The organism is Devosia sp. BK (assembly GCF_032907385.1).
Classification (GTDB): Bacteria; Pseudomonadota; Alphaproteobacteria; order Rhizobiales; family Devosiaceae; genus Devosia.
In genome coordinates this window covers 571,178-591,265 of record NZ_JAIMBX010000002.1, presented here as the reverse complement: position 1 = coordinate 591,265, position 20,088 = coordinate 571,178, and the positions used below count along the sequence as shown (strand labels likewise).

Sequence of the window (20,088 nt, the reverse complement as noted above, 5' to 3'; positions counted from 1 at the left end):
CTGAGGTTTTGTTCGGTTCAAGCCGGTCTTGGCAGGCTCGTCATTTCGGCGCCCATGAAGGCAGCGTTGAGGTCGACCTGGGTGACCATGCCCGCCAGCGTGCCGTCGTCGTTGACCACCGGCAGATGGTGGTGGCCGGTTTCCAGCATCACGCGCAGCACCAAGACGATGGGCATGGCGACGGGGACCATGGAGACGACAGGGGTCATCACGTCCTGCACCTTGCCGCGGAGGGGCCGGTCCGAATTGCTCATGGCCCGCAGGCGCCAGCCGAGACCGGACGAGGCATGGATAGGGCCCCAGGTGGCTTTTTCGATGAGATCGGTCTGGGTCAGGATGCCCACGACCCTTCCGCCTCCGTCGACGACCGGAAGAGCCTTGAGGTGATGCTCGCGCATCTGCCGCAGTGCTACGCGGAGCGTCGTCTTGGGCGAAATGGTAATAGCAAGCCGCTGCATGACCGCGCCCGCCGTTACACCGCCTGAGCGCCGCGCAAAGGCGAGCATGGCCGCCTGCTGCAACACCTCGTCGAGATCCCTTGGATCGACCGACAAGACTTCGTCCCGCGCTTCCATGGCGCCGCGGAGATCATCGACGGTGATCCCGAGCCCGGCATTGGGCGAAAAGGGCAGCACATTGGCGGCCATGGGCACTGCGGGCGCCGGCCGATGCGGATAGGTCTTGCCGGTCATGCGGTTGAAGAGAATCGCCGACACCAAGAGCAGCAGCGAATTGACCCCCACGGGCCAGAGCACGAAGGTGTAGCCGAGTGCCGAGATCACCGGTCCGCCGATGACCGCCGTCAGCGCCACCGCCCCGCTTGGCGGATGGAGGCATCGAAACGTCAGCATCAGCCCGATGCTGACGGAAACAGCGACCGCGGCAGCAAGCGTCACATCGCCGATCAGGAGATGGGCGGTGACGCCCACGACTGCCGCAATGCCATTGCCGCCAAGGATCGACCATGGCTGCGCCAAGGGGCTCGATGGCACGGCAAAGAGCAGAACCGCCGATGCCCCGATCGGCGCCATCAGCAGCGGTACGGCCGGCCCATGTCCGAGAATGAGCGTCGTCGCAAGGGCCGTCACCAAAATCCCGACAAAGGCGCCCAACGCGGCGCGCAACCGCTCGCGGGCGCTCACCGGCACAAGATTGGGCAGAAATTGACGAAGACGCGCCACTTCTAATGCACCTGCACCGAGCCGCGCTCGAAAAACACCGTCAAGAGCGGCGCGAGGATCGCGGGATCGTATTCGTGCCCCTGATCGGCGAGCGTGACCCGCTCGACATTGTGGAGGGTCGAGGCAACCCAATCGGCCCCTGCGGCCATGAAGGGCAGGCTTTTGTCACCGTCGAGCACCAGCACGGGCATGATGGCATTCTGCCAGCGCTCGGGCGGGGCATCGCTCGCCCGCGCATCGGCCAAAACCCGATAGTCATGCTCCAGCGTCAGGCCAGCCGCCGCATAGATCGGCCAGATCGGATCATCCTGAAAGCCCTTGAGCACATCCTCGCTCATCCCCACGCCAAGGAGAAACCGGCTCATCATATCGCTCGCACGCCCCTCGGCCGCTAGCGTCGCCATGGTTCTGTGCTCGTCCCGATAATGCGCAACGCTTGCGTCGGGATCGATCGGCGGCTCATAGAGCGCGAGGGATTTTATGACCCGCGGCATGGCCGCCGCCGCCTCCATCGCCAGGACGGCCCCGGACGACATGCCGAAAATACGCGCCTCTCCACCGTTTGCTGAAATCAGCGCGGCAATATCCTCGATCTCGCGCTGGACTGCATAGGGCCAGGTATCGCTCGAATCACCGCGGCCCCGCCGGTCGTAATTGATGACGGTAAATTGCCGGGCCAATTGCTTTTGCAGGCTTGGCGTCCGCGTCCGGTCGATGGCGCGATATTGCGTCGCGCCGGCCACGAGAATGACGAGCGGCCCATGCCCCTCGATATCATAGCCGATCACCGTGCCGTCTTTTGAGATCACCTCGGGCATCTGCGCCTCCATTTGCCTTGGCACTAATCACGCGCGCTCGGCTTCGGCCAGCAAAAAGCCGGCCCCGGATGTCCGGAGCCGGCCATAAATCGAAACGCCGATCTTAGCGGATCACAGCGCCTTCGGCATTGAACACCTGAACCCTGGCCGGATCGACATAGGCGGTAACGGTCGAGCCGAGTTCCACCTGTCGCTGGCCTTCGAGCACGACGGTCATGGCCTGGCCGTCCGATGTCGTTGCATAAACCACAGTCTGCCCGCCGAGATTTTCGACGAGATCAACGCGTAGATCGGCAAAGCGCACGCCCGAGCCTTCGGTCAGGGTGATGTGTTCGGGGCGCACGCCGAAGGTCGCCGCCCCCGCCACATTGCGCCCGAGCGCCACGCTGGCGCCCGCCGTCTTGACCGTCTCACCCTCACCCGAAGCGGTAAGAAAGTTCATCTTCGGGGAGCCGATGAAGCCGGCGACGAAGAGATTGCGCGGATTGTTGTAGAGGTCGAGCGGCGCGCCGGCCTGTTCGATGATGCCTGCACGCAGCACCACGATCTTGTCGGCCATGGTCATGGCTTCGACCTGGTCGTGGGTCACGTAGATCATGGTGTTCCCAAGATCATTGTGCAGTTTGGCAATTTCGACGCGCATGGCGACGCGCAATTCGGCGTCGAGATTGGACAGCGGCTCGTCAAACAAGAAGATCTTCGGTTCGCGCACGATGGCACGGCCGATGGCAACACGCTGGCGCTGGCCGCCCGAGAGCTGCTTGGGCTTGCGCTTCAAGAGCGGCTCGATCTTCAGGATCTCGGCCGCGCGCTGCACGCGCTTTTCGATCTCTGCCTTCGGCATCTTGGCCGTTTCGAGCCCGAATGCCAGGTTCTGGTAAACCGACATATGCGGGTAAAGCGCATAGGACTGGAACACCATGGCAATGCCGCGCTTGGCTGCCGGCACTTCGTTCATGCGTTGCCCATCGATCAGGAGGTCGCCCCCGGTGATCGGCTCGAGGCCGGCGATCATGCGCAGAAGTGTCGATTTACCGCAGCCCGAAGGACCGACGAAAACGGTGAAATCGCCCGGCTCGATAGTGAGGTCGACGCCATGGATGACCTGGACATCGCCATAGGCTTTCTTGAGCTTATGCAGTTGAATGCTCGTCGCCATATCTGTTTCCTCAGCTTATCGGAACGCGGCCGGCACCCAGCTCTCATAGAGCGGATGATCCGGACCCAGGGGGAGAACGACCTCCTGGTGCGTCGATGATGAATGATAGAAGGCCGTGACCAGTTCGAGCGAGCGGCGCGAATCGGCCGACGTCACGGGCAGCGGGCGCTTGCCCTCGATGGCTTCATGGAAGCGCACCATCTGGGTCTGGAACCGGCTCGGCACATGCGTCCAATTGGCGAGCAGCGCGTCGATCTTGGCTTTCACCTCGTCATTGCGCGGCAGGATTTTCCAGAGTTCCTTGCCCGGATTATAGGGGGCATGATCGCTCTCGATCGTCACATGCTCGAACTGCAGGCGGATACGGGTGATTTCATCGACCGAGCCCAGCGTTGCCGTAAAGCTCGCAAGCGCCCCGCTCTGCATTTCGAGCGAGGCGGAAATCGTGTCTTCCACCTCGATCGAGTTCACCCGCGTCGCTACGCGCCCAAAGATGCGCGCGATATCGCCCATCAAATACGTAAAAATGTCGTGCGGGTGGATGGCGTGGCCCATGAGGACGCCACCGAGTTCGGTCTTCCACTTGCCGCGCCAGGGCACGGCATAATAGGGCGCTTCGCGGCGCCACATGGTTTCGACGGTCCCGGCATAGGGCTTTCCGGCTAGACCAGCGTCGATGACGGCCTTGGCCTGTTCGATCCCGTCGCCAAAGCGATATTGGAAGACCGGCATAAGCAGGCCCTTGGCCTTCTTTTCCGCTTCCATGATCTCATCGACCTGGCGCAGCGAGCCGACAAGCGGCTTTTCGCAGACCACATGCTTGCCCGCTTCGAGCGCCTTGATCACCATCGAATAGTGCACGCCCGGCGGGGTGCAGACATCGATGATGTCGATATCGTCCATGGTGAGGAGATCGTCGAAATTGGTGATCCGGCGCTCGACGCCGAATTCATCGCCGACCTTGGCCATGCGTTCGGCATCGAGATCGCAGAGCGCCAGAACCTTGAACTTATCCGAATTGGGCTGGTAGCCCTCGACGATATGCGAGCGGCCGATGCCGCAGCCGACGATGGCGACGTTGAGGATACGGCTCATTTCACCCACTCCGTGCCGGCTTCGGCATTGGCCTGCGCGGTCAGCGCCATCTTCATGGCATTGTGGCAGCGCTCCTGCGGCATAGCCGTTTCGGTGCGGTTGCGCACGTCATCGAGGAATTGACGGCCGAAGGGCAGGTCGACGCCCGCGCAATCGATATGCTGCACGCCTTTCTTGTCGACGAGGAAGAGGTGATCCGTGCCCGGCCGCCCGGCAATGTCGATATATTTCCGGAGTTCGATATAGCCCTCCGTGCCCAAAATGGTCAGGCGGCCATCGCCCCAGGTCGGCAGACCTTCGGGAGTGAACCAGTCGACGCGGATATAGCCGGTGGTCTTTTCGGTGCGCACATGGGCATCGCCCACGTCTTGCAGGCCCGGACGGTTGGGGTGGTTGCGATTGGCAACGCTCGAGGAGACCACCTCGCCATCATTGGCGCCCGAGAAGAACAGGAACTGTTCGAACTGGTGGCTGGCGATATCGCACAGGATGCCGCCATAGCGGTTGCGCGTGAAGAACCAGTCGGGACGATTGTTGAGACGCAGCGAATGCGGCCCCATGCCGATGGTATTGACCACCTGCCCAATGGCGCCTTGGGCAATCAGATTGCCCGCTTCGACGGCCGCTGGCACTTCGAAATGCTCGGAATAGAGCACAGAGAAAATCCGGCCCGTTTCCTTCTGAACTTTTTTGATCTCTTCGAGATCGGCCAGCGTGGTCATGCCGGGTTTGTCGGTCAGCACATCCTTGCCATGCCGCATGGCGGCAAGGCTGATGGCGGCGCGGTCGCCCGGAATGGCGGCCGTCACGACGACCTGGATGGAGGCGTCTTCGAGGATCGCAGCCGGATCCGAGACGCGTTTCGCCTCGGGATATTTTTCGCCAAAGGTTTTGGCCAGATCGTCTTCGACAGCGTGGAAGGCGACAAATTGTGCCCCTGCCCGCTTGAGACAGTCGACCTGTCCATAGATGTGCGCGTGATTGATGCCGATGGCGGCAAACTTCAGATCAGTCATAGGTTTAACGCTTCATACCGGTCGTCGCGATGCCCTCGATGAGCAAGCGCTGGAAGATGAGGAAGAAGAGGAAGATCGGCACGAGGCTGAGAACGCTCATGGCGAACAGCCCGCCATAGTCCGAGGTGCCGGTCGAGTCGGTGAAGGTGCGCAGACCCAGCATCACCGTATAGTCGCTCATCTTGTTGAGATAGATGAGGGGCCCGAAGAAGTCGTCCCAGGTCCAGATGAAGGTGAAGATCGCAGCCGTCGCCAGAACAGGTGTCGAAAGCGGCAGCATGATCTTCCAATAAATGCGCCAGGGTCCGGCGCCGTCCATCATTGCGGCCTCATCCAGTTCTTTCGGAATGCCGCGGAAGAACTGGACCATGAGGAAGATGAAGAAGGCATCGGCCGCCAGGAACTTTGGCACCACGAGCGGCAGGAAGGTATCGACCCAGCCAAGCTGGCGGAAGAGCACATATTGCGGGATCAAGGTCACCTGATAGGGCAGCATGAGCGTCATCAGCATCAGCGCGAACCAGATCTTGCGGCCGCGGAATTCGAGGCGCGAGAACGCAAAGGCCGCCAGCGAACAGGCGAACACGTTGCCGATCACCGAGAGGATCGAGATGATGAAGCTATTGGTGAAGAACACCGAAAAGCTGGTGCGGAGACCATTCCAGCCGCGGAAATAGGCGTCGATGCTCCAGGACGAGGGAATGAGGCTCGCCGAGGTGAAAATCTCGTTCTCCGGCCGGAACGAGGCCGCGAGCATCCAGAGCAGCGGATAGAGCATCAGGATCGATGCCCCGATCAGCAGCGCGTGGCTGACGACGGAGGTCAGTTGCTTGCGCCACTTCGGCGTCTCGACGCCGACCACGGTCAGTTTCATGGGGGCATCAGTCATCGTAGTGCACCCAGTATTTGGAGGTGAGGAACGAGAAGGCGGTAAAGAGGGCTACGAGTGCAAGCAGCACCCAGGCAAGCGCCGAAGCGTAGCCCATGCGGAAGAAGCCGAAGGCCTCCTGGTAGAGATAGAGCGTATAAAAGAGCGTCGAATTGATCGGGTTACCCGTGCCGCCCGAAATGATGAAAGCCGGAGTAAAGCTCTTGAAGGCTTCGATGGTCTGGATGATGGCGTTGAAGAAGACGACCGGCGTCAGGAGAGGCAGGGTGATCTTCCAGAACTGCCGCCATTTGCTGGCGCCATCCAAGCTTGCCGCCTCATACATATCCTGCGGAATCTGGCGAAGACCGGCGAGGAAGATGATCATTGGCGAGCCGAACTGCCAGATCGAGAGCACGATCAGGGTCCAGAGCGAATAATTGGGGTTTGAAATCCAGCTTGGGCCGACAATGCCGAAGATGGAGAGGAACTTGTTGACGAGGCCGTCACCGGCAAAGATCTGGCGCCAGAGGATGGCGATGGCCACCGACGCGCCGAGCAGGCTCGGTAAATAAAACAGCGAGCGATAGATCGTCAGGCCCTTCATGCCGCGATTGAGCAGCAGCGCCACGCCAAGCGCGAAGGCGAGCTTGAGCGGTACCGAGAAGACGACGAAGAACAGGGTCACGCGCATCGATGCCGAGAATTTCGGATCGTTGGTGAACATGCGCATATAGTTGTCGAGGCCCGCCCAGCGCGGCGCCGTCAACAGGTCGAAATGGTTGAAGCTGAGATAGAACGAATAGATCATCGGCCCGAGCGTCAGCCCGAAAAACCCGATGAACCAGGGCAGGAGGAACAGGTAGCCGGGGGCATCCTGCTGCCAGATGCGCCGCCAGCCGGAGACTTTTTCAACCTCCGCTGACGGCGGTGCCGAAGCGACGTTTTGAATGCTCATGCTTTAGCTCGACCTCCCCAGGGTCTGGATGACCTGGTCGTAGAAAGCGGGACCGGCATCGGCGGGCGATTGCGCGCCGAAAGCGACTTCCTGGCTCTTGGTTTTGAGGGCAACTTCGATTTCGCCGGCCGAGGCAGGCGGCGTCGGTGGCACATCGCCGGCAATCTCACCGAGATCGGCGATATATTTGACGACCATCTGGCTCCGCTCGTCGAGCGTCGGGGTCACCGCATCGCGCATGGCCGAGGAGGCCGGCACGCCGCGTTCGACGCCGAGAATGGTCGCGGCCTCGGGCGTGTTGACAAAGAAGTTGATGAACTTGATCGCAGCTTCCGGCGAAGCGCTCGTCGAGGAGAGCGCGAAATACTGCGAGGAATTGCGGTAATGGCCGCCCTTGGAATCAGGCGAGGTTGCAGGGAAAATCGCGATCCCGAGCGGATCGGGCACCAGCGTCTGATAGGCGACGAGCTGGTTGGACGTGGTGAAATTCATGGCCGACTTGCTGCGCACGAGCGGCGCGGTTTCAAGCTGCCCGGTATCGATCGCCTGCTCGTCGGGCGAAATGATCGCCTTGGCATTGCGCAATTCGGTCCAAAGTTCGAACCATTCGGTCACGTCTTCGGGGGCAAAGGCCGGCTGGCCATCGGCATAGAGCGCCTTGCCCTTCTGGCGAAGCCAGTTTTCAAACAGCAGTTCGATGCCGCTGCCATCGGGGGCCATCGCCATGGCGCCGCCAGTCGATTCCGACACTTTGGGGCCAAGGGTAAGGAGGTCGTCATAGGTCCAGCGCATCGGGTCGATCTCGACGCCGGCGTCAGCCAGAACCTTGGTATTAAAAACGGTGGCGCCGGCAGCGACGCCGAGGCTGACGCCGATCAGCTTGCCATCGATCGTGCCATTGCGCAGCTGGTCTTCGTCAAAGGCCGAGAGGTCGAGATCCTTGCCGACAAAAGCATCGAGCGGGGCGAGCGAGCCGCGGCGCGCATATTCCCCGATATAGCGGTAGTCCATCTGGATGATGTCGGGCTGGTTGCCGCCGGCGGTCTGCGTCGCGACCTTGGGCCAATAGTCGGCCCAGCCCAAGAATTCGCCATCGATGGAAATGTCCGGATTTTCCGCCGTGAAGAGATCGACCACGCCATAGGTGCGGTCGGCACGGGCCTGTCCGCCCCAGAAGATCAGCCGCAGATTGGCGGCCTGTGCAAAGCTCGGGATCGTTCCGAGAGCGCCAGCGGCAAGGGCTGCGGTGCTCGAGAGGAGGAACTGACGGCGGGAAAGCGGAAAAGTCATTTGGTCACCAATAAAATAAGCCACGCGCCCCGGAATGGGGGCGCGTGGGGTCGTGATGTCAGGTCGCGCGTTCGAGAATGGCCGTTGCTTCGGAGACGAAGTACGGGCCAGCATCTTCCGGCGTACGCGCACCAAAGCCAACTTCCTGGCCGATGGTGCGCAGAAGCGAAGAATCGATTTCACCGGCAGCAGCCGGGGGTGGTGGCGGCAGTGGGCCAAGCAGATCGCCGAGATTGGACACGAAGTTGAGTGCAATCTGGTTCTGCTCGTCGAGGGTCGGAGCGACGATATCGCGGGTCGCCGGCAGGCAGGGAATGCCGCGCTCGACGCCGAGGATCTTTGCCGCTTCGGGGTTCGAAATGAAGAAGTTGAGGAATTCGGCTGCCGCTTCCTTGTTGGCGGAGGAGCCGCCGACCGAGAAGAACATCGACGGCTTGCGGTAGTGACCGCCGCCAACGCCAGCCGCGATCCGCGGATAACCGATCATGTCGAGCTTGTCGGGGACGAGGGTCTGGAACGCGACGAGCTGGTTCGAGTTCGACGGCATCATCGCCGCCTTGCCCGAAACGAGCATGGTGGTTTCAAGCGGGCCGGTATCGAGCGCCTGGTTGTCAGGCGACACGATGATGCCAGCATCGCGCATGGTCTTCCACATGGTCAGCCATTCGACCATTTCGTCGGCGCCGAAACCGAGCTTGCCCTCGGCAGTATAGAGCTTGAGGCCCTTCTGGCGCAGCCAGTTGTCCAGCATCGGCTCGGAATAGGAGCCGTCCATCATCATCTTCATGCCATTGCGGATATTGGCCTTGGCAAAGGCCTCACCCTTGGTCATGAGCTCTTCGTAGGTCCAGGCATTGGTCGGAATCTCGACCCCAGCTTCCTGGAAGGCCACGGTGTTGACGAGCGTCGCGACCGAATTGGCACCGAGCGAAATGCCATAAAGCTTGCCGCCGACCTTGCCGCCTTCGAGCTGGTCAGCATCGAAATCGTCGAGCTTGAGGGCGCCGCCGATGAATTCATCGAGCGGAGCAATGGCGTTGCGCTTGGCGTATTCGACGATATAGCGGTAGTCCATCTGGACGATGTCCGGCGCATTGCCGCCTGCGGTCTGCGTCGCAAGCTTGGGCCAGTAGTCGTTCCAAGCGAGGAACTCGCCATCGATCTTGTTGCCGGTATCGGCTTCGAACAGATCAGTCACGCCATAGGTGCGATCGGCACGGGCCTGGCCGCCCCAGAAGATCAGGCGCAGGTTTGCCGCCTGGGCAAATACCGGGCTGATGCCGGCGACGCCGGCTGCCATAAGGGCCGACGTTCCCATCAGGAACTGGCGGCGTCCAATACGAAATGTCATGTTTTTCCTCCCATGAACGATACAGCTTCGAAAAGCCCGAAGCGAATAGGCTGAGCGACCTCCCCGTCGCTAAATCACCAACCAGTTACTAAAGTGAACAGATGCTCTACTTTGTCAACTGCGATCACGCAGTGGTTTAAAGTCGCTCTCGTTCTGCAAATAACCAGCCAGTTACCCTTTACCACACCGCGTCGCCGACCGGCAACAATCCTTGTATGGAAGATTTTGCGATATGGTGCGGCGTCTTTGAGCCCGAAAACGTGGCCCTTGGTCTGTTCTCCCCGTCTGCCGGTCATCGGGCTTTGCGCCGTCCGGACTTTATCGTTGCCCTGACAGTGGCCCAAAAAGCCCCGCTAGAAAACTACAAAATTACCGCTCATATTATAGAAAATATCTATAGCCCAAGGCGCAGAGCATATGGACAAGCTTTTGACCCAATTCCTCGCTGTCGCCGATGCCGGCTCGATGAGCGGGGCGGCCTCTACCCTGCTCGTCACCCAGCCGACCCTCACTTTCAACATGAAAAAGCTCGAGGAAAATATCGGCGCGCCGCTCTTCGAACGCTCCTCGCGCGGCGTGCGCCTCACCCGCTATGGCGAAACGCTTTATGAAAATGCCCGCCTCATGCAGCGGCTTTACGATAATACGCTGACCTCCATTGCCGGCCAGCAGCGCGGCAGCGACCGGGGCCTCGCGCTCGGCACCGGCTATTCGTGGTGGACCATGTTCCTCCGCGATCTCGTCGTCGCCTATCAGCGCGAATTTCCAATGGCACCGGTGCAGGTCAGCCTTGGCAACCAATTGCGCTTGATGGATCAACTGCTCTCGGGCGACGTTTCGATGTTTCTCGCCCACGAGATCGATGGCCTCAGCCCCGCCGTCGGCACCGACTTTGTGCCGCTCTCGCGCGTCTACAATGCCTATTTCGTGCGCGCCGGTCATCCGCTCCTCGGCAAGCCTCGCTCTGGTGCGGAGGTTAGCGATTTCCCCTCGATCATTTCCTCGCTCGCCGAGAGCCGCCACAACCGGTTCTTCGATCCCTCGCGACGCCGGGCTCGCGTCGAAACCGTGTTCGATCGCACCCACTTCGCCTTCCGCTCCAATTCGCTGGCCGCCTGCGTCGATTATGCCCTCGCGACCGACGCCGTCCTCGTCCACACCCATGTCATGCGCGAGGAATTTGCCGCCCGCGGCCTCCATGAAGTCGAACAAGCCGATCCCGTCCGCCAGATGATTGCCGGCCTCTATGTGCTGCGGGAGCGCCGCGGCGAAGAGCGCGTCGAAGACATGATCGAGCGCATTTCCAAAGCGGCCAAGGCCAGCCTGCCGCCTCTCTAATAGTCCAGTTCAGAAAACCGCGCCTCGCGGCTGTCATAAATGAGCAGCCGCCCGATCAGCGGCGTGCCGACCCCGGTCACGAGCTTGATCGCCTCCATGGCCATCAGCGTGCCGATAACCCCCGTGACCGGTCCCAAAATTCCATTGAGCTCGCACGATGGCAGGCTCGCATCATCCGCCTCCTCGGCAAAAATCGCGCTATGCGGCGGCCCGCCGAGATGGGGCGCAAACACCGTCACCTGCCCAGAAAACATCGACACCGCCCCCGAAACCAGCGGCTTTTTGAGCTTTTCGGCCGTGTCCGCCACGAGCCGCCGCGTCACCAGATTATCCGAGCCATCGAGCACAATGTCATATGCCGCCATCAGCGCCTCGGCATTCTCCGCCGTGATCCCATCCGCCAGCGGCTCCACCACCACATATGGGTTGATCCCCGCGGAAAACCCCTTGGCGCTCTCGGCCTTGTTGGAGCCGATATCCCCAACCCCATGCACCACCTGCCGCTGCAGGTTCGAGATCGACACCGTGTCAGGATCGGCAATGCCGAGCCGCCCCAGCCCCGCCGCTGCGAGATAGGCAATTGCCGGGCTCCCCAATCCGCCCGCGCCGATGACAAGCACGCTCCCGGCCTTGAGTGCCTGCTGCGCCCCGCCCCCAAAACCTTTCAGCACCAGATGGCGCGCATAGCGCCGGGATTCGTCGGGAGAAAGTGACATTCCAGAACCTAAGCCCCTTCAAGATCATACCGGACGGCGAACCCTTGTTGCCCCACCCTCCGGTTGTCACCCCGGCGAAAGCCGGGGCCCATCCTGAGATCTGGAGATGGATCCCGGCTCAAGGCCGAGATGACATCGCGTGGCAAAATCAAAATCGCTTAGCGGCCCGTCGACCCAAAACCACCCGTTCCCCGCGCAGTTTCATCCAGAGTCTCCACCACCTGAAAAGCCGGCTGCACCACGGGCGCGATCACCATCTGCGCAATGCGCTCGCCGCGGGTAATGGTAAAAGCCTCGTCCCCGAGATTGATCAGGATGACTTTGATCTCGCCACGATAATCGGCGTCGATCGTACCGGGGGAATTGAGCACCGTCACCCCATGCTTTGCCGCAAGGCCCGAACGCGGCCGCACCTGCGCCTCGTAGCCCGGCCGCAGGGCCATGGCAAAGCCGCAGGGCACAATGGCGCGCTTGCCCGGCGCCAGTTCGAGCGGCGCATCGGCGGCAACGGCCGCGCAGAGATCAGCCCCCGCCGATTGCTCGGTCTGCACTTTTGGTACGGGCAGGCCCTGTCCATGCTCGAGCCAGAGAAAGTCGATTGCGAGAGAAACGGTCATGGAAGGCGCACCACAGCATAGAATTCTTGAGGCAATTCGGCTTTTCCCGTGACAAGGTCAAGCAGCGGATAGACCACCTCGGCGCTCTCCTTATCCTTGGAGAGCGTAAGATTGGTGTCGGTTACAGCGCCACCGCCGATGCGGATAGTCATGGTATGTCCGGCAAAATAGGCTTCGGCCATTTCCCGAGTTTCGCCGTCGACCGTCGTCTCGACTTTGGCGCCGGCCATATCGCGGAGCCCCTTTGTGCTCATGCTGACCCGGACGAGACCATTGCCCGCCGGTTCGAACGTCAGGTCGCCGCTCGTACCGTTAAAATTGCGCAGCGTCGCAAACGACCCTTCCTTCACGACTGTGCAGGTCGCCCCGCCATCCTCAGTCTCGGTGAGCTTGCCCACCGTGCAGAATTCATCGAGCGCCGAATAATCCACGTCCTCATCGGCACGCTTGAGCATGCCATAGGTATCGGCATTGATCACCTGCACCGCCTCGATCCGCGCCGTCGTCGCGCTCGTCACCGAAACCTCGATCGTGCCATCGAAACAGGCGGCCAGCGGCAATGCGAGCAACGCAAGTGCAAGAAATTTCGCGGCCCGTTTAAGCATTATCTCTCCGTCCAATAGCACTTGCGCCTTGGCAGTCACCCACCTCTCCCTCTGGGGGAGAGGTCGCCGCAACGCGGCGGGTGAGGGGGCCTTATCCTGCCAGAAGGCAAAATCTCAAAGCTCACCCGACAGCAACCGCCACCCAGCCAGCACCAGCACGATAAACGCCGCCACGAGCACGGCCATCAGCGCCCCATTGGCAAAGCGGTTCTGCGGTCTCGCCATCATGACCCGGTGCTCGGCCAGCGCCAGTTCTGCTTCGGCGATCAGCACCGGCACGCGTCCCAGCGCCTCGGTCATCCGGTTGAAATGCCCCACAAAGTCTTCGATGCGCCCGACCGGGCCTTCCTCGCGCCGCAGCCAATCGCCGACGACCGGTTCGGCCACTGTCCAGATATCGAGGTCGGGATCGAGATTGCGCGCCACCCCTTCCACCAGCACCATGCTCTTTTGCAGCAGCACCAGTTCTGGCCGCGTCTGCATGTTAAAGAGTTCGGTGATGGTGAAAAGCTGCCCCAAAACCTTGGCCATCGAAATGTCCGAGGCGGTGCGGCCATGCAGCGGTTCGCCGATCGAACGGATGGCGAGCGCGAAATCCTCGACCGATTGGCCCTTGGGCACATAGCCGATATCGAAATGCCGCTGCGCGACGAGGCGATAGTCGCGCGTGATAAAACCATAGAGAATATCAGCCAGGAACCGCCGCTCGCGCATCGAAAGCCGGCCCATAATGCCGAAATCGACCGCGATCACGTCGCCCGATTTGCGATCGGCGAAAAGATTGCCTGGATGCATGTCGGCATGGAAAAAGCCGTCGCGAATGGCGTGCCGCAAAAAGGACTGCAGCAGCTTTGATGCCAGCGCCTTGCGATCAATCCCGGCCGCATCGATCGCGGCATGGTCGCGAATGGGGATGCCGTCGACCCAGGTCGTCGTCAGCACATTCTGCGCCACCTGATCCCATTGCACTTGCGGGATGATGAAGCCGGTATCGTTCTTGATATTTTCGGCCAGTTCCGAAATCGAGGCCGCTTCGAGGCGAAGATCGAGCTCGAGCCGCATGGAATGGTCGAGCGTCCGCACCACATCGGTCGGCCGCAGCCGCCGAGCCGATGGCGCAAAGACTTCGGCGAGCCGCGCCCCGGCATAGAGCGCATTGGTGTCGGCATGAAAGCGTTCAGCCACGCCCGGCCGCAGCATCTTGACGGCCACGGTCTTGGGCAATTGTCCCGGCTCGCGCAATTGTGCCCGATGTACCTGAGCAATCGAGGCCGCGGCGATCGGCGGGCTGATCTCGGTCAGGTTTTGGGCCTTGGGCCCGAGCGCCAGGTCGAGAATGCCCGGCACCAGCGTCGCATCGAATGGCGGCATGCGGTCCTGCAGGCCCGCAAGATCGGCGGCAGCCTGCGGCCCGACGATATCGGGGCGCGTCGCCAGCGTCTGGCCGAATTTCACATAAGATGGCCCAAGCTTATGCAGCGCAGCATTGAGCCGGTCGACATGGCCGGTCTTGCGCACGCTCGGCCGCTCGATCACCCGCGCCATTCCAATGCCGAGCTTCATCATCGGCGGCAGGGATTCCACCGGCAAAACCGAGAACGCCCCCTCCCGCGCCAGCACCCAGCCAGCCCGGAAGAAGCGGAAATAAGAGACAAGGCCCATTTTCTTACCTCTCCCTCTGGGGGAGAGGTCGACGGCAACGCCGGCGGGTGAGGGGGCCTTCAGCAACCATCTGCAAACTCACGGCCATCAAATCTTCCAGCCCGAAAACAGGGTCGCGATATTGCCCGAAAAGGCGGTGTGCTTGACCCTCGAAAACCCGGCCGTCGAAAGCATGGAATCGAATCGCGCCGGATCGGGGAATTTGCGGATGGATTCGACGAGATACTGATAGGGCTGGGCATCGCCCGTCACGGCCCGGCCGATCGGCGGAATGACGGCGTCGGAAAAACCGCGATAAACGGCATCGAACCCGGGCACATCGACCTGCGAAAATTCGAGCACCAAAATCCGCCCGCCGCGCTTCAAGACGCGAAACGCCTCGTTGAGCGCCTGCTGGATGCGCGGCACATTGCGGATGCCGAAAGCGATCGTATAGGCGTCAAAGCTCTTGTCGGGAAATGGCAGTTCTTCGGCATTGGCCTCGACGAAGCTCGCCTGGGCCGGAAAACGCCAGGATTTGGCGCGCTCGGCACCAACCCGCAGCATGTCGCCATTGATGTCGGAAACCGTCACCTCGGCATAGCCGTGGCTTGAATTGACGATCCGCTCGGCGATGTCGCCGGTGCCGCCCGCCATGTCGAGGACCTGATAGCCGCGGCTGCCGGTGCGCGGTGGCGCGAGTTCGGCGACCATGGCGTCTTTCCAGAGCCGGTGAACCCCAAAGCTCATCAGGTCGTTCATCAGGTCGTAGCGATCGGCCACATCATGAAAGACCTTGTTGACCAGGCCCTGCTTGTCTTCGAGCGCCACTGTCTGCTCGCCGAAATGGGTGGTTTCGTGCGCTTCGGTCATGGCTCAAGCCTCTTTGCTGGTCTATGCAGACACCCAGATGGGATCGGCGCGCACCATATATAAGGCGTTATCAAAAGCCCATGGCGCAAACCCGCGCAGGGCGAAGGAGTTTTGCTGTGCCTGAACTGCCCGAGGTCGAAACGGTCCGCCGTGGTCTTGAACCCTGGCTGCTGCATGCCCGCATCGAAGCAGTCGAGCAAAAGCGCCCCGATCTCCGCTTTCCGTTCCCGGAACACCTCGCCAAGAAAATCACCGGCGCCACTGTCACCAATGTCGGCCGCCGCGCCAAATACCTTCTTATTGCGCTCGACAATGGCCTGACCATTTTGAGCCATCTGGGCATGACCGGCTCCTGGCGCTTTGCTGAACACGGCATCGACAAGCCGCCGCGCTATTATGAGCCCGGCACCGAGCCCAAGCACGACCATCTCATCCTCTCGATCAGCCATCCCGAGCACGGCAAGAGCCACCTTATCTATGCCGACCCGCGCCGCTTCGGATTTCTAGACCTGTTCGAACATCCCGAGGACAGCCCCTATTTAAAAGGTCTTGGGCCCGAGCCGCTCGGCAATGATTTCAATGCCGAGGAAATGGCCGCCGCCTTCAAAGGCAAGAAGGCGCCGATCAAGGCAGCGCTCCTTGATCAACGCGTCGTCGCGGGGCTTGGCAATATCTATGTCGCCGAAGCCCTTCACCGGGCACATATCCTCCCCACTATCGAAGCGCGTACACTCCTCACCAAGGCGGAGAAGCCGAAAAAGGCGCTCGAGGATCTCTCCTACGCCGTGCGCGAGGTTTTGACCGAGGCCATCGAGGTCGGCGGCTCGACCCTGCGCGATTTTCGCAATGCCGAAGGTGGCTCGGGCTACTTTCAGCATCGCTTCGCAGTCTACGATCGGGAAGGCGATCCCTGCCCGACACCCCTTTGCACCGGCACTGTTGCCCGCATCGTCCAATCCGGGCGCTCGACCTTTTATTGCCCCGTGTGCCAGAAGCAGCCATAACCAATTCGCGTTCAGCGCGGCTCGATGGTAACGTGATGCTACCGGAACCGGGCCCGATGGACCAAAGCTGTTGACGCCCCGGTGCCTTTCCCCTATAGCACCACCGACTTGGCGGCAGCTTGCCGCCGCTTTCATTTCAACCCGGCTGGTTCAGGACGCCTCGAGCGGATTTTGACCTGCCGGCCGGACGTTTAAAGAGGACCGAAATGGCCAATACGCCGTCAGCCAAGAAGGCGACCCGCAAGATCGCTGCCCGCACCGCGGTCAACAAGTCGCGCCGCAGCCGCGTGCGCACCTTCATCCGCAAGGTTGAAGAAGCGATCACTGCCGGCGACCACGCCGTCGCCTTCGCGGCCCTCAAGGCTGCCGAGCCGGAAATCACCCGCGCTGCGACCAAGGGCATCGTTCATGCCAACCTCGCAGCCCGCAAGGTCAGCCGCCTCAATAGCCGCGTCAAGGCTCTCCAGGCCTAAGACACGCAAGGCTGCGGCGCCGCAAAAGGCAGACGCGGTCGGATAGGAAACAAGGCTCCGCAAGGGGCCTTTTTTCTTGGGCCAAATTTGGCAAGTTTTTCGTCGCCTCCCTGTCACATGATAGTTTCGTGACCGCACAAATAAAGCGGTGGATTTCCTCGATTTGACTTGAAAGCTCTTGAATCAGAAAGCGTTAGCCCCAAATCAGGGCCAAAGCTAAACTTCGATCAAGTCGACATAAAATCGGTGAGTTACGGCGACTAGAACATTTTTTTCACCGCTCCTTAACTCTGGGAAAAAGCGATTCTGTATGGAGTCACAGGCTCTTGTGGAAAGGCAATTTTGGCCCTCGCGGAAGGCTTAAATCTCTGCGTCTGAGTCAAGACCCTATTTCAACGATTCACCTGTTGCGGGGCTAAAACCAACCCCCTAAAGTAATCTGGTCAGCACGGAAAACGGGGCGTCCAAACGACCCCGGCACGGTGCAGGCAGTTCACTTCGGGGCAAGTATTGGGAGCTCTCTCGAACCCAAGGCGAGAGAGGGCATGGGCTGATTATGACCAATTTATTCAGTCGGTGTGCGTCCGGTTTTCTCCGGGGTGGCACGACGAGATAGTTTTCGGCTCGCGCCGGATCCAATGACAATTCGATAGGCCAAAGGCAGCCATGCCGATGGTTCAATGCTCCCCTCTCCGGGGCGGCAGGGTGGTGCTCGTTCCCAAACGAGACAAACACAATAGTCACGACGGCATGCGGACCGATCGGACACAACGAAACAGGGCTGAGAAACCATGATGCGACAGGCAATTGCGGGAAGGGATGACTGGTCTTCGGCCACCACACCCTCCTCCTCTTCCGTTAACTCGAGCGGTGAACCTGTCATGGGCGATTCTGGATCTCAGCGTGATGTCTGGGAGCGCGTGCGCGCCCGCCTTAAAGCCGGTGTCGGCGAGGACGTCTTTGCGTCCTGGTTCGCCCGTCTCGAGCTTGAAGAACTGGTCGACGACCTCGTTCATCTCTCGGCCCCAACCCGGTTTCTCTGCTCCTGGGTGCAATCCAATTATTCCGACCGGATCGTCGAAGCCTTCCGCCACGATGTGCCGGAAGCCGGCCGTCTCCAGGTCACGCTCCGCGTCAATGGCCAAGCCCGCCCGCGCCTCAGCCCGGCGCCGGTCGTTGCGGCAGAACCCGTTGAAGACGCTCCTGTTTTAAAATCTGCCGCGCCCGTTGCCGCTTTCGTCGAGCCGGCCAATGCCGCTCCGGTTGCGCGCCTCGTTCGCGAAGCAAGCAAGGGCGATGCCCTTGCCGGTAGCGCCATCGATTCTCGCATGACCTTCGACACATTCGTGTCGGGCGAAGCCAATGAAATGGCTTTCGGTGTCGCCAAGCAAATCGCCAATGCCGCGATCAACAACACCGTCACCTTCAACCCGGTCTATATCCACTCGACCGTCGGCCTTGGCAAATCCCACCTGCTCAACGCCATCGCCCACGCCGTCAGCCAGGCCGATAGTTCAAAAAACATCGTCTATCTGACCGCCGACCATTTTATGTACCACTTCATTACCGCCGTGCAGCGCCAGTCGGCGCTCGGCTTCAAGGAGTGGCTGCGCAAGGTCGACCTTCTCCTCATCGACGACATGCAGTTCCTGCAGGGCAAGTCGGCCACCGAATTCGGCCACACGCTCGGCGCGCTGCTGACAGGCGCCAAGCAGGTTGTCGTTGCGGGCGATGCGCCGCCTCGCGATCTCGAAATGCTCGATGAGCGTGTTCGCTCGCGTCTTTCCGGCGGCCTCGTCGTGCCGATCTCGACCTTCGACATGGATCTCCGCCGCGCCATCGTGCAGCGCCGGGCCGATCAGTCGACCGCCCGTTTTGGCATGCACTTCCCGCCTGCCGTGCTCGATTATGTCGCCCGCGCGGTCACGAGCCACGGTCGCGATCTCGATGGTGCCGTCAACCGCCTCGTTGCCGCCAACCAGTTGACCGGCGAACTCATCACCGTGCCGCTGGCCGAAAAGACCCTGGCCGACCTGATCCGCGCCCGCGACGCCAAGCGCGTCCGCATCGAGGATATTCTGAAAATCGTCTCGCGCCACTACAAGGTGCCGCGCAACGAACTGCTCTCCGCCCGCCGCAGCCGCGACGTAGTGCGCCCGCGCCAGATCGCCATGTATCTGGCCAAGGCGCTGACCTCGCGCTCGCTGCCGGAAATCGGTCGCCGCTTTGGTGGTCGTGATCACACGACGGTGCTGCATTCGGTGCGTAAGGTCGAGCAGATGATCAAGGATGATCTCGAGCTCGGCCAGGAAATCGAACTGCTCAAGCGCATGCTGGAAGAGTAGTCACCGGCCCCGCCTCTGGCGGGGTCAAATCGCTCCGGTGGAGCGATTTGAGGTGACTACGCCCGAAGCGCTCTGCGCGCAGGGCACGCAGGTGCCACACGCCCAGACCCTATCCCCGCGAAAGCGGGGATTTCTGTTTGAAGAGGAGATTCCCCCTTTCGCGGGAATGACGCCGGGGGATGGGGTGAGCGCGGTGGCTAGGACAGACATTTTGCTCAAATTGCAAAACTCCTGTGCATGACGCGACTGTGCCTTGATCTGGCCGGGTGGGGCCTGCACCCATGGCGCATGATCCGAGTTTTTGTGTTTCTTCTTGCTGCTATCGTCCTGACCATGCCGGCCGCGGCCCAGCGCCTGACGCCCGAGGCGGTGGCCAAGCAGAATCAGGCCATTGCCCTGCGCGTTCAGCAGCAATTGATGGCGTGCTGGGCGGTGCCGCCGGGGGAAGAAAACCAGCGCCTGGCGCTCGATATCGTCTTTTTCGGCGATGGCCGGCTCGAGGGGGAGGCGGCGCTGGCGCCCGAAACGGCCAAGCTGGCGAGCAAGCGGGTTCTTCTCACCCAGAGCATCATGGATGCGGTTCGCCGCTGTGTGCCCTTCGAGGGCCTGCAGGCGCTGGGGGCAAGGCCGGATGAGCGGTTCTCGGTGACGATTGTGTTCCAGAGCTGATCGGCGGGGCGGGCCAGCTTCGATGGATGGTTTTTTGCGGAAAACCGGTTTGCGGCCATGGGCGCTACGCT

Annotated in this window: 19 protein-coding genes; 5 read left to right on the top strand and 14 right to left on the bottom strand. The window is 61.2% G+C overall.

The features are described 5' to 3' along the window. Positions 1–17: 17 nt before the first annotated feature. The 9 genes from DevBK_RS14900 to DevBK_RS14860 all read right to left on the bottom strand — a co-directional run bounded on the left by DevBK_RS14900 (position 18) and on the right by DevBK_RS14860 (position 9,736). On the bottom strand, positions 18–1,181 hold the full coding sequence (locus tag DevBK_RS14900; protein WP_317186003.1) for an HPP family protein: 1,164 nt from the start codon (positions 1,179–1,181) through the stop codon (positions 18–20). A 2-nt stretch (positions 1,182–1,183) separates the two neighbouring features. Further along, positions 1,184–1,999 carry an alpha/beta hydrolase gene (locus DevBK_RS14895; protein WP_317186002.1) on the bottom strand — a complete coding sequence of 272 codons (816 nt, stop codon included), beginning with the start codon at positions 1,997–1,999 and terminating at the stop codon, positions 1,184–1,186. A gap of 103 nt (positions 2,000–2,102) precedes the next feature. Further along, the gene (locus DevBK_RS14890; RefSeq protein ID WP_317186001.1) at positions 2,103–3,158 is read right to left on the bottom strand and encodes a sn-glycerol-3-phosphate ABC transporter ATP-binding protein UgpC; all 1,056 of its coding nucleotides are present in this window, start codon (positions 3,156–3,158) and stop codon (positions 2,103–2,105) included. Between the two features lie 15 nt (positions 3,159–3,173). Next, positions 3,174–4,253, bottom strand: a complete 1,080-nt coding sequence (locus DevBK_RS14885) for a Gfo/Idh/MocA family oxidoreductase (protein WP_317186000.1) — start codon at positions 4,251–4,253, stop codon at positions 3,174–3,176. Further along, entirely contained in the window at positions 4,250–5,269 is a 1,020-nt protein-coding gene (locus DevBK_RS14880; RefSeq protein WP_317185999.1) for a Gfo/Idh/MocA family oxidoreductase, read from the bottom strand. The genes DevBK_RS14885 and DevBK_RS14880 overlap by 4 nt, the downstream gene beginning before the upstream one ends. Positions 5,270–5,273: 4 nt before the next feature. Continuing rightward, on the bottom strand, positions 5,274–6,143 hold the full coding sequence (locus DevBK_RS14875) for a carbohydrate ABC transporter permease (protein ID WP_061908927.1): 870 nt from the start codon (positions 6,141–6,143) through the stop codon (positions 5,274–5,276). Between the two features lie 7 nt (positions 6,144–6,150). Beyond that, positions 6,151–7,089, bottom strand: a complete 939-nt coding sequence (locus DevBK_RS14870; RefSeq protein WP_410494083.1) for a carbohydrate ABC transporter permease — start codon at positions 7,087–7,089, stop codon at positions 6,151–6,153. 9 nt (positions 7,090–7,098) lie between these two features. Further along, entirely contained in the window at positions 7,099–8,385 is a 1,287-nt protein-coding gene (locus tag DevBK_RS14865; RefSeq protein WP_317185998.1) for an ABC transporter substrate-binding protein, read from the bottom strand. 58 nt (positions 8,386–8,443) lie between these two features. Continuing rightward, positions 8,444–9,736, bottom strand: coding sequence for an ABC transporter substrate-binding protein (locus DevBK_RS14860; protein ID WP_317185997.1), 1,293 nt, complete (start codon positions 9,734–9,736; stop codon positions 8,444–8,446). Positions 9,737–10,153: 417 nt separating this feature from the next. Between DevBK_RS14860 and DevBK_RS14855 the strand changes: the two genes are divergently transcribed. Beyond that, complete coding sequence (locus tag DevBK_RS14855; RefSeq protein ID WP_062628791.1) at positions 10,154–11,074, top strand: LysR family transcriptional regulator; 921 nt, start codon at positions 10,154–10,156, stop codon at positions 11,072–11,074. Here the strand turns inward: DevBK_RS14855 and DevBK_RS14850 are convergent. The 5 genes from DevBK_RS14850 to ubiE all read right to left on the bottom strand — a co-directional run bounded on the left by DevBK_RS14850 (position 11,071) and on the right by ubiE (position 15,526). Then, positions 11,071–11,790, bottom strand: coding sequence for a HesA/MoeB/ThiF family protein (locus DevBK_RS14850; RefSeq protein WP_317185996.1), 720 nt, complete (start codon positions 11,788–11,790; stop codon positions 11,071–11,073). The two genes, DevBK_RS14855 and DevBK_RS14850, sit on opposite strands and share 4 nt — an antisense overlap. A 158-nt stretch (positions 11,791–11,948) precedes the next feature. Next, a complete protein-coding gene (gene dut / locus DevBK_RS14845; protein ID WP_317185995.1) occupies positions 11,949–12,407 on the bottom strand; it encodes a dUTP diphosphatase in 459 nt (152 codons plus the stop codon). Beyond that, entirely contained in the window at positions 12,404–13,012 is a 609-nt protein-coding gene (locus DevBK_RS14840; RefSeq protein WP_317185994.1) for a hypothetical protein, read from the bottom strand. The genes dut and DevBK_RS14840 overlap by 4 nt, the downstream gene beginning before the upstream one ends. 114 nt (positions 13,013–13,126) lie before the next feature. Then, positions 13,127–14,674 (bottom strand): 2-polyprenylphenol 6-hydroxylase, encoded by a 1,548-nt coding sequence (gene ubiB, locus DevBK_RS14835; protein WP_062628786.1) that lies wholly within the window; start codon positions 14,672–14,674, stop codon positions 13,127–13,129. Positions 14,675–14,761: 87 nt separating this feature from the next. Then, positions 14,762–15,526 (bottom strand): bifunctional demethylmenaquinone methyltransferase/2-methoxy-6-polyprenyl-1,4-benzoquinol methylase UbiE, encoded by a 765-nt coding sequence (ubiE, locus tag DevBK_RS14830; RefSeq protein ID WP_317185993.1) that lies wholly within the window; start codon positions 15,524–15,526, stop codon positions 14,762–14,764. Between the two features lie 116 nt (positions 15,527–15,642). Here ubiE and mutM point away from each other — a divergent pair, with 116 nt between their 5' ends. The 4 genes from mutM (at position 15,643) to DevBK_RS14810 (ending at position 20,017) form a co-directional block, all read left to right on the top strand. After that, positions 15,643–16,530, top strand: a complete 888-nt coding sequence (gene mutM, locus DevBK_RS14825) for a bifunctional DNA-formamidopyrimidine glycosylase/DNA-(apurinic or apyrimidinic site) lyase (RefSeq protein ID WP_317185992.1) — start codon at positions 15,643–15,645, stop codon at positions 16,528–16,530. Between the two features lie 206 nt (positions 16,531–16,736). Further along, positions 16,737–17,003, top strand: coding sequence for a 30S ribosomal protein S20 (gene rpsT, locus DevBK_RS14820; protein WP_061908707.1), 267 nt, complete (start codon positions 16,737–16,739; stop codon positions 17,001–17,003). Positions 17,004–17,884: 881 nt separating this feature from the next. Next, a complete protein-coding gene (dnaA, locus tag DevBK_RS14815; protein WP_062628783.1) occupies positions 17,885–19,348 on the top strand; it encodes a chromosomal replication initiator protein DnaA in 1,464 nt (487 codons plus the stop codon). A gap of 288 nt (positions 19,349–19,636) precedes the next feature. Continuing rightward, a complete protein-coding gene (locus DevBK_RS14810) occupies positions 19,637–20,017 on the top strand; it encodes a hypothetical protein (protein WP_317185991.1) in 381 nt (126 codons plus the stop codon). Positions 20,018–20,088 lie beyond the last annotated feature (71 nt).

Coding starts and splice junctions, on each gene's coding strand:
- DevBK_RS14855 (WP_062628791.1), top strand. CDS start 10,154: ATGGACAAGCTTTTGACCCAATTCCTCGCTGTCGCCGATGCCGGCTCG.
- DevBK_RS14865 (WP_317185998.1), bottom strand. CDS start 8,385: ATGACTTTTCCGCTTTCCCGCCGTCAGTTCCTCCTCTCGAGCACCGCA.
- ubiB (WP_062628786.1), bottom strand. CDS start 14,674: ATGGGCCTTGTCTCTTATTTCCGCTTCTTCCGGGCTGGCTGGGTGCTG.
- DevBK_RS14880 (WP_317185999.1), bottom strand. CDS start 5,269: ATGACTGATCTGAAGTTTGCCGCCATCGGCATCAATCACGCGCACATC.
- DevBK_RS14875 (WP_061908927.1), bottom strand. CDS start 6,143: ATGAAACTGACCGTGGTCGGCGTCGAGACGCCGAAGTGGCGCAAGCAA.
- rpsT (WP_061908707.1), top strand. CDS start 16,737: ATGGCCAATACGCCGTCAGCCAAGAAGGCGACCCGCAAGATCGCTGCC.
- DevBK_RS14885 (WP_317186000.1), bottom strand. CDS start 4,253: ATGAGCCGTATCCTCAACGTCGCCATCGTCGGCTGCGGCATCGGCCGC.
- DevBK_RS14840 (WP_317185994.1), bottom strand. CDS start 13,012: ATGCTTAAACGGGCCGCGAAATTTCTTGCACTTGCGTTGCTCGCATTG.
- dut (WP_317185995.1), bottom strand. CDS start 12,407: ATGACCGTTTCTCTCGCAATCGACTTTCTCTGGCTCGAGCATGGACAG.
- dnaA (WP_062628783.1), top strand. CDS start 17,885: ATGGGCGATTCTGGATCTCAGCGTGATGTCTGGGAGCGCGTGCGCGCC.
- DevBK_RS14850 (WP_317185996.1), bottom strand. CDS start 11,790: ATGTCACTTTCTCCCGACGAATCCCGGCGCTATGCGCGCCATCTGGTG.
- DevBK_RS14895 (WP_317186002.1), bottom strand. CDS start 1,999: ATGCCCGAGGTGATCTCAAAAGACGGCACGGTGATCGGCTATGATATC.
- DevBK_RS14890 (WP_317186001.1), bottom strand. CDS start 3,158: ATGGCGACGAGCATTCAACTGCATAAGCTCAAGAAAGCCTATGGCGAT.
- ubiE (WP_317185993.1), bottom strand. CDS start 15,526: ATGACCGAAGCGCACGAAACCACCCATTTCGGCGAGCAGACAGTGGCG.
- DevBK_RS14860 (WP_317185997.1), bottom strand. CDS start 9,736: ATGACATTTCGTATTGGACGCCGCCAGTTCCTGATGGGAACGTCGGCC.
- DevBK_RS14810 (WP_317185991.1), top strand. CDS start 19,637: ATGATCCGAGTTTTTGTGTTTCTTCTTGCTGCTATCGTCCTGACCATG.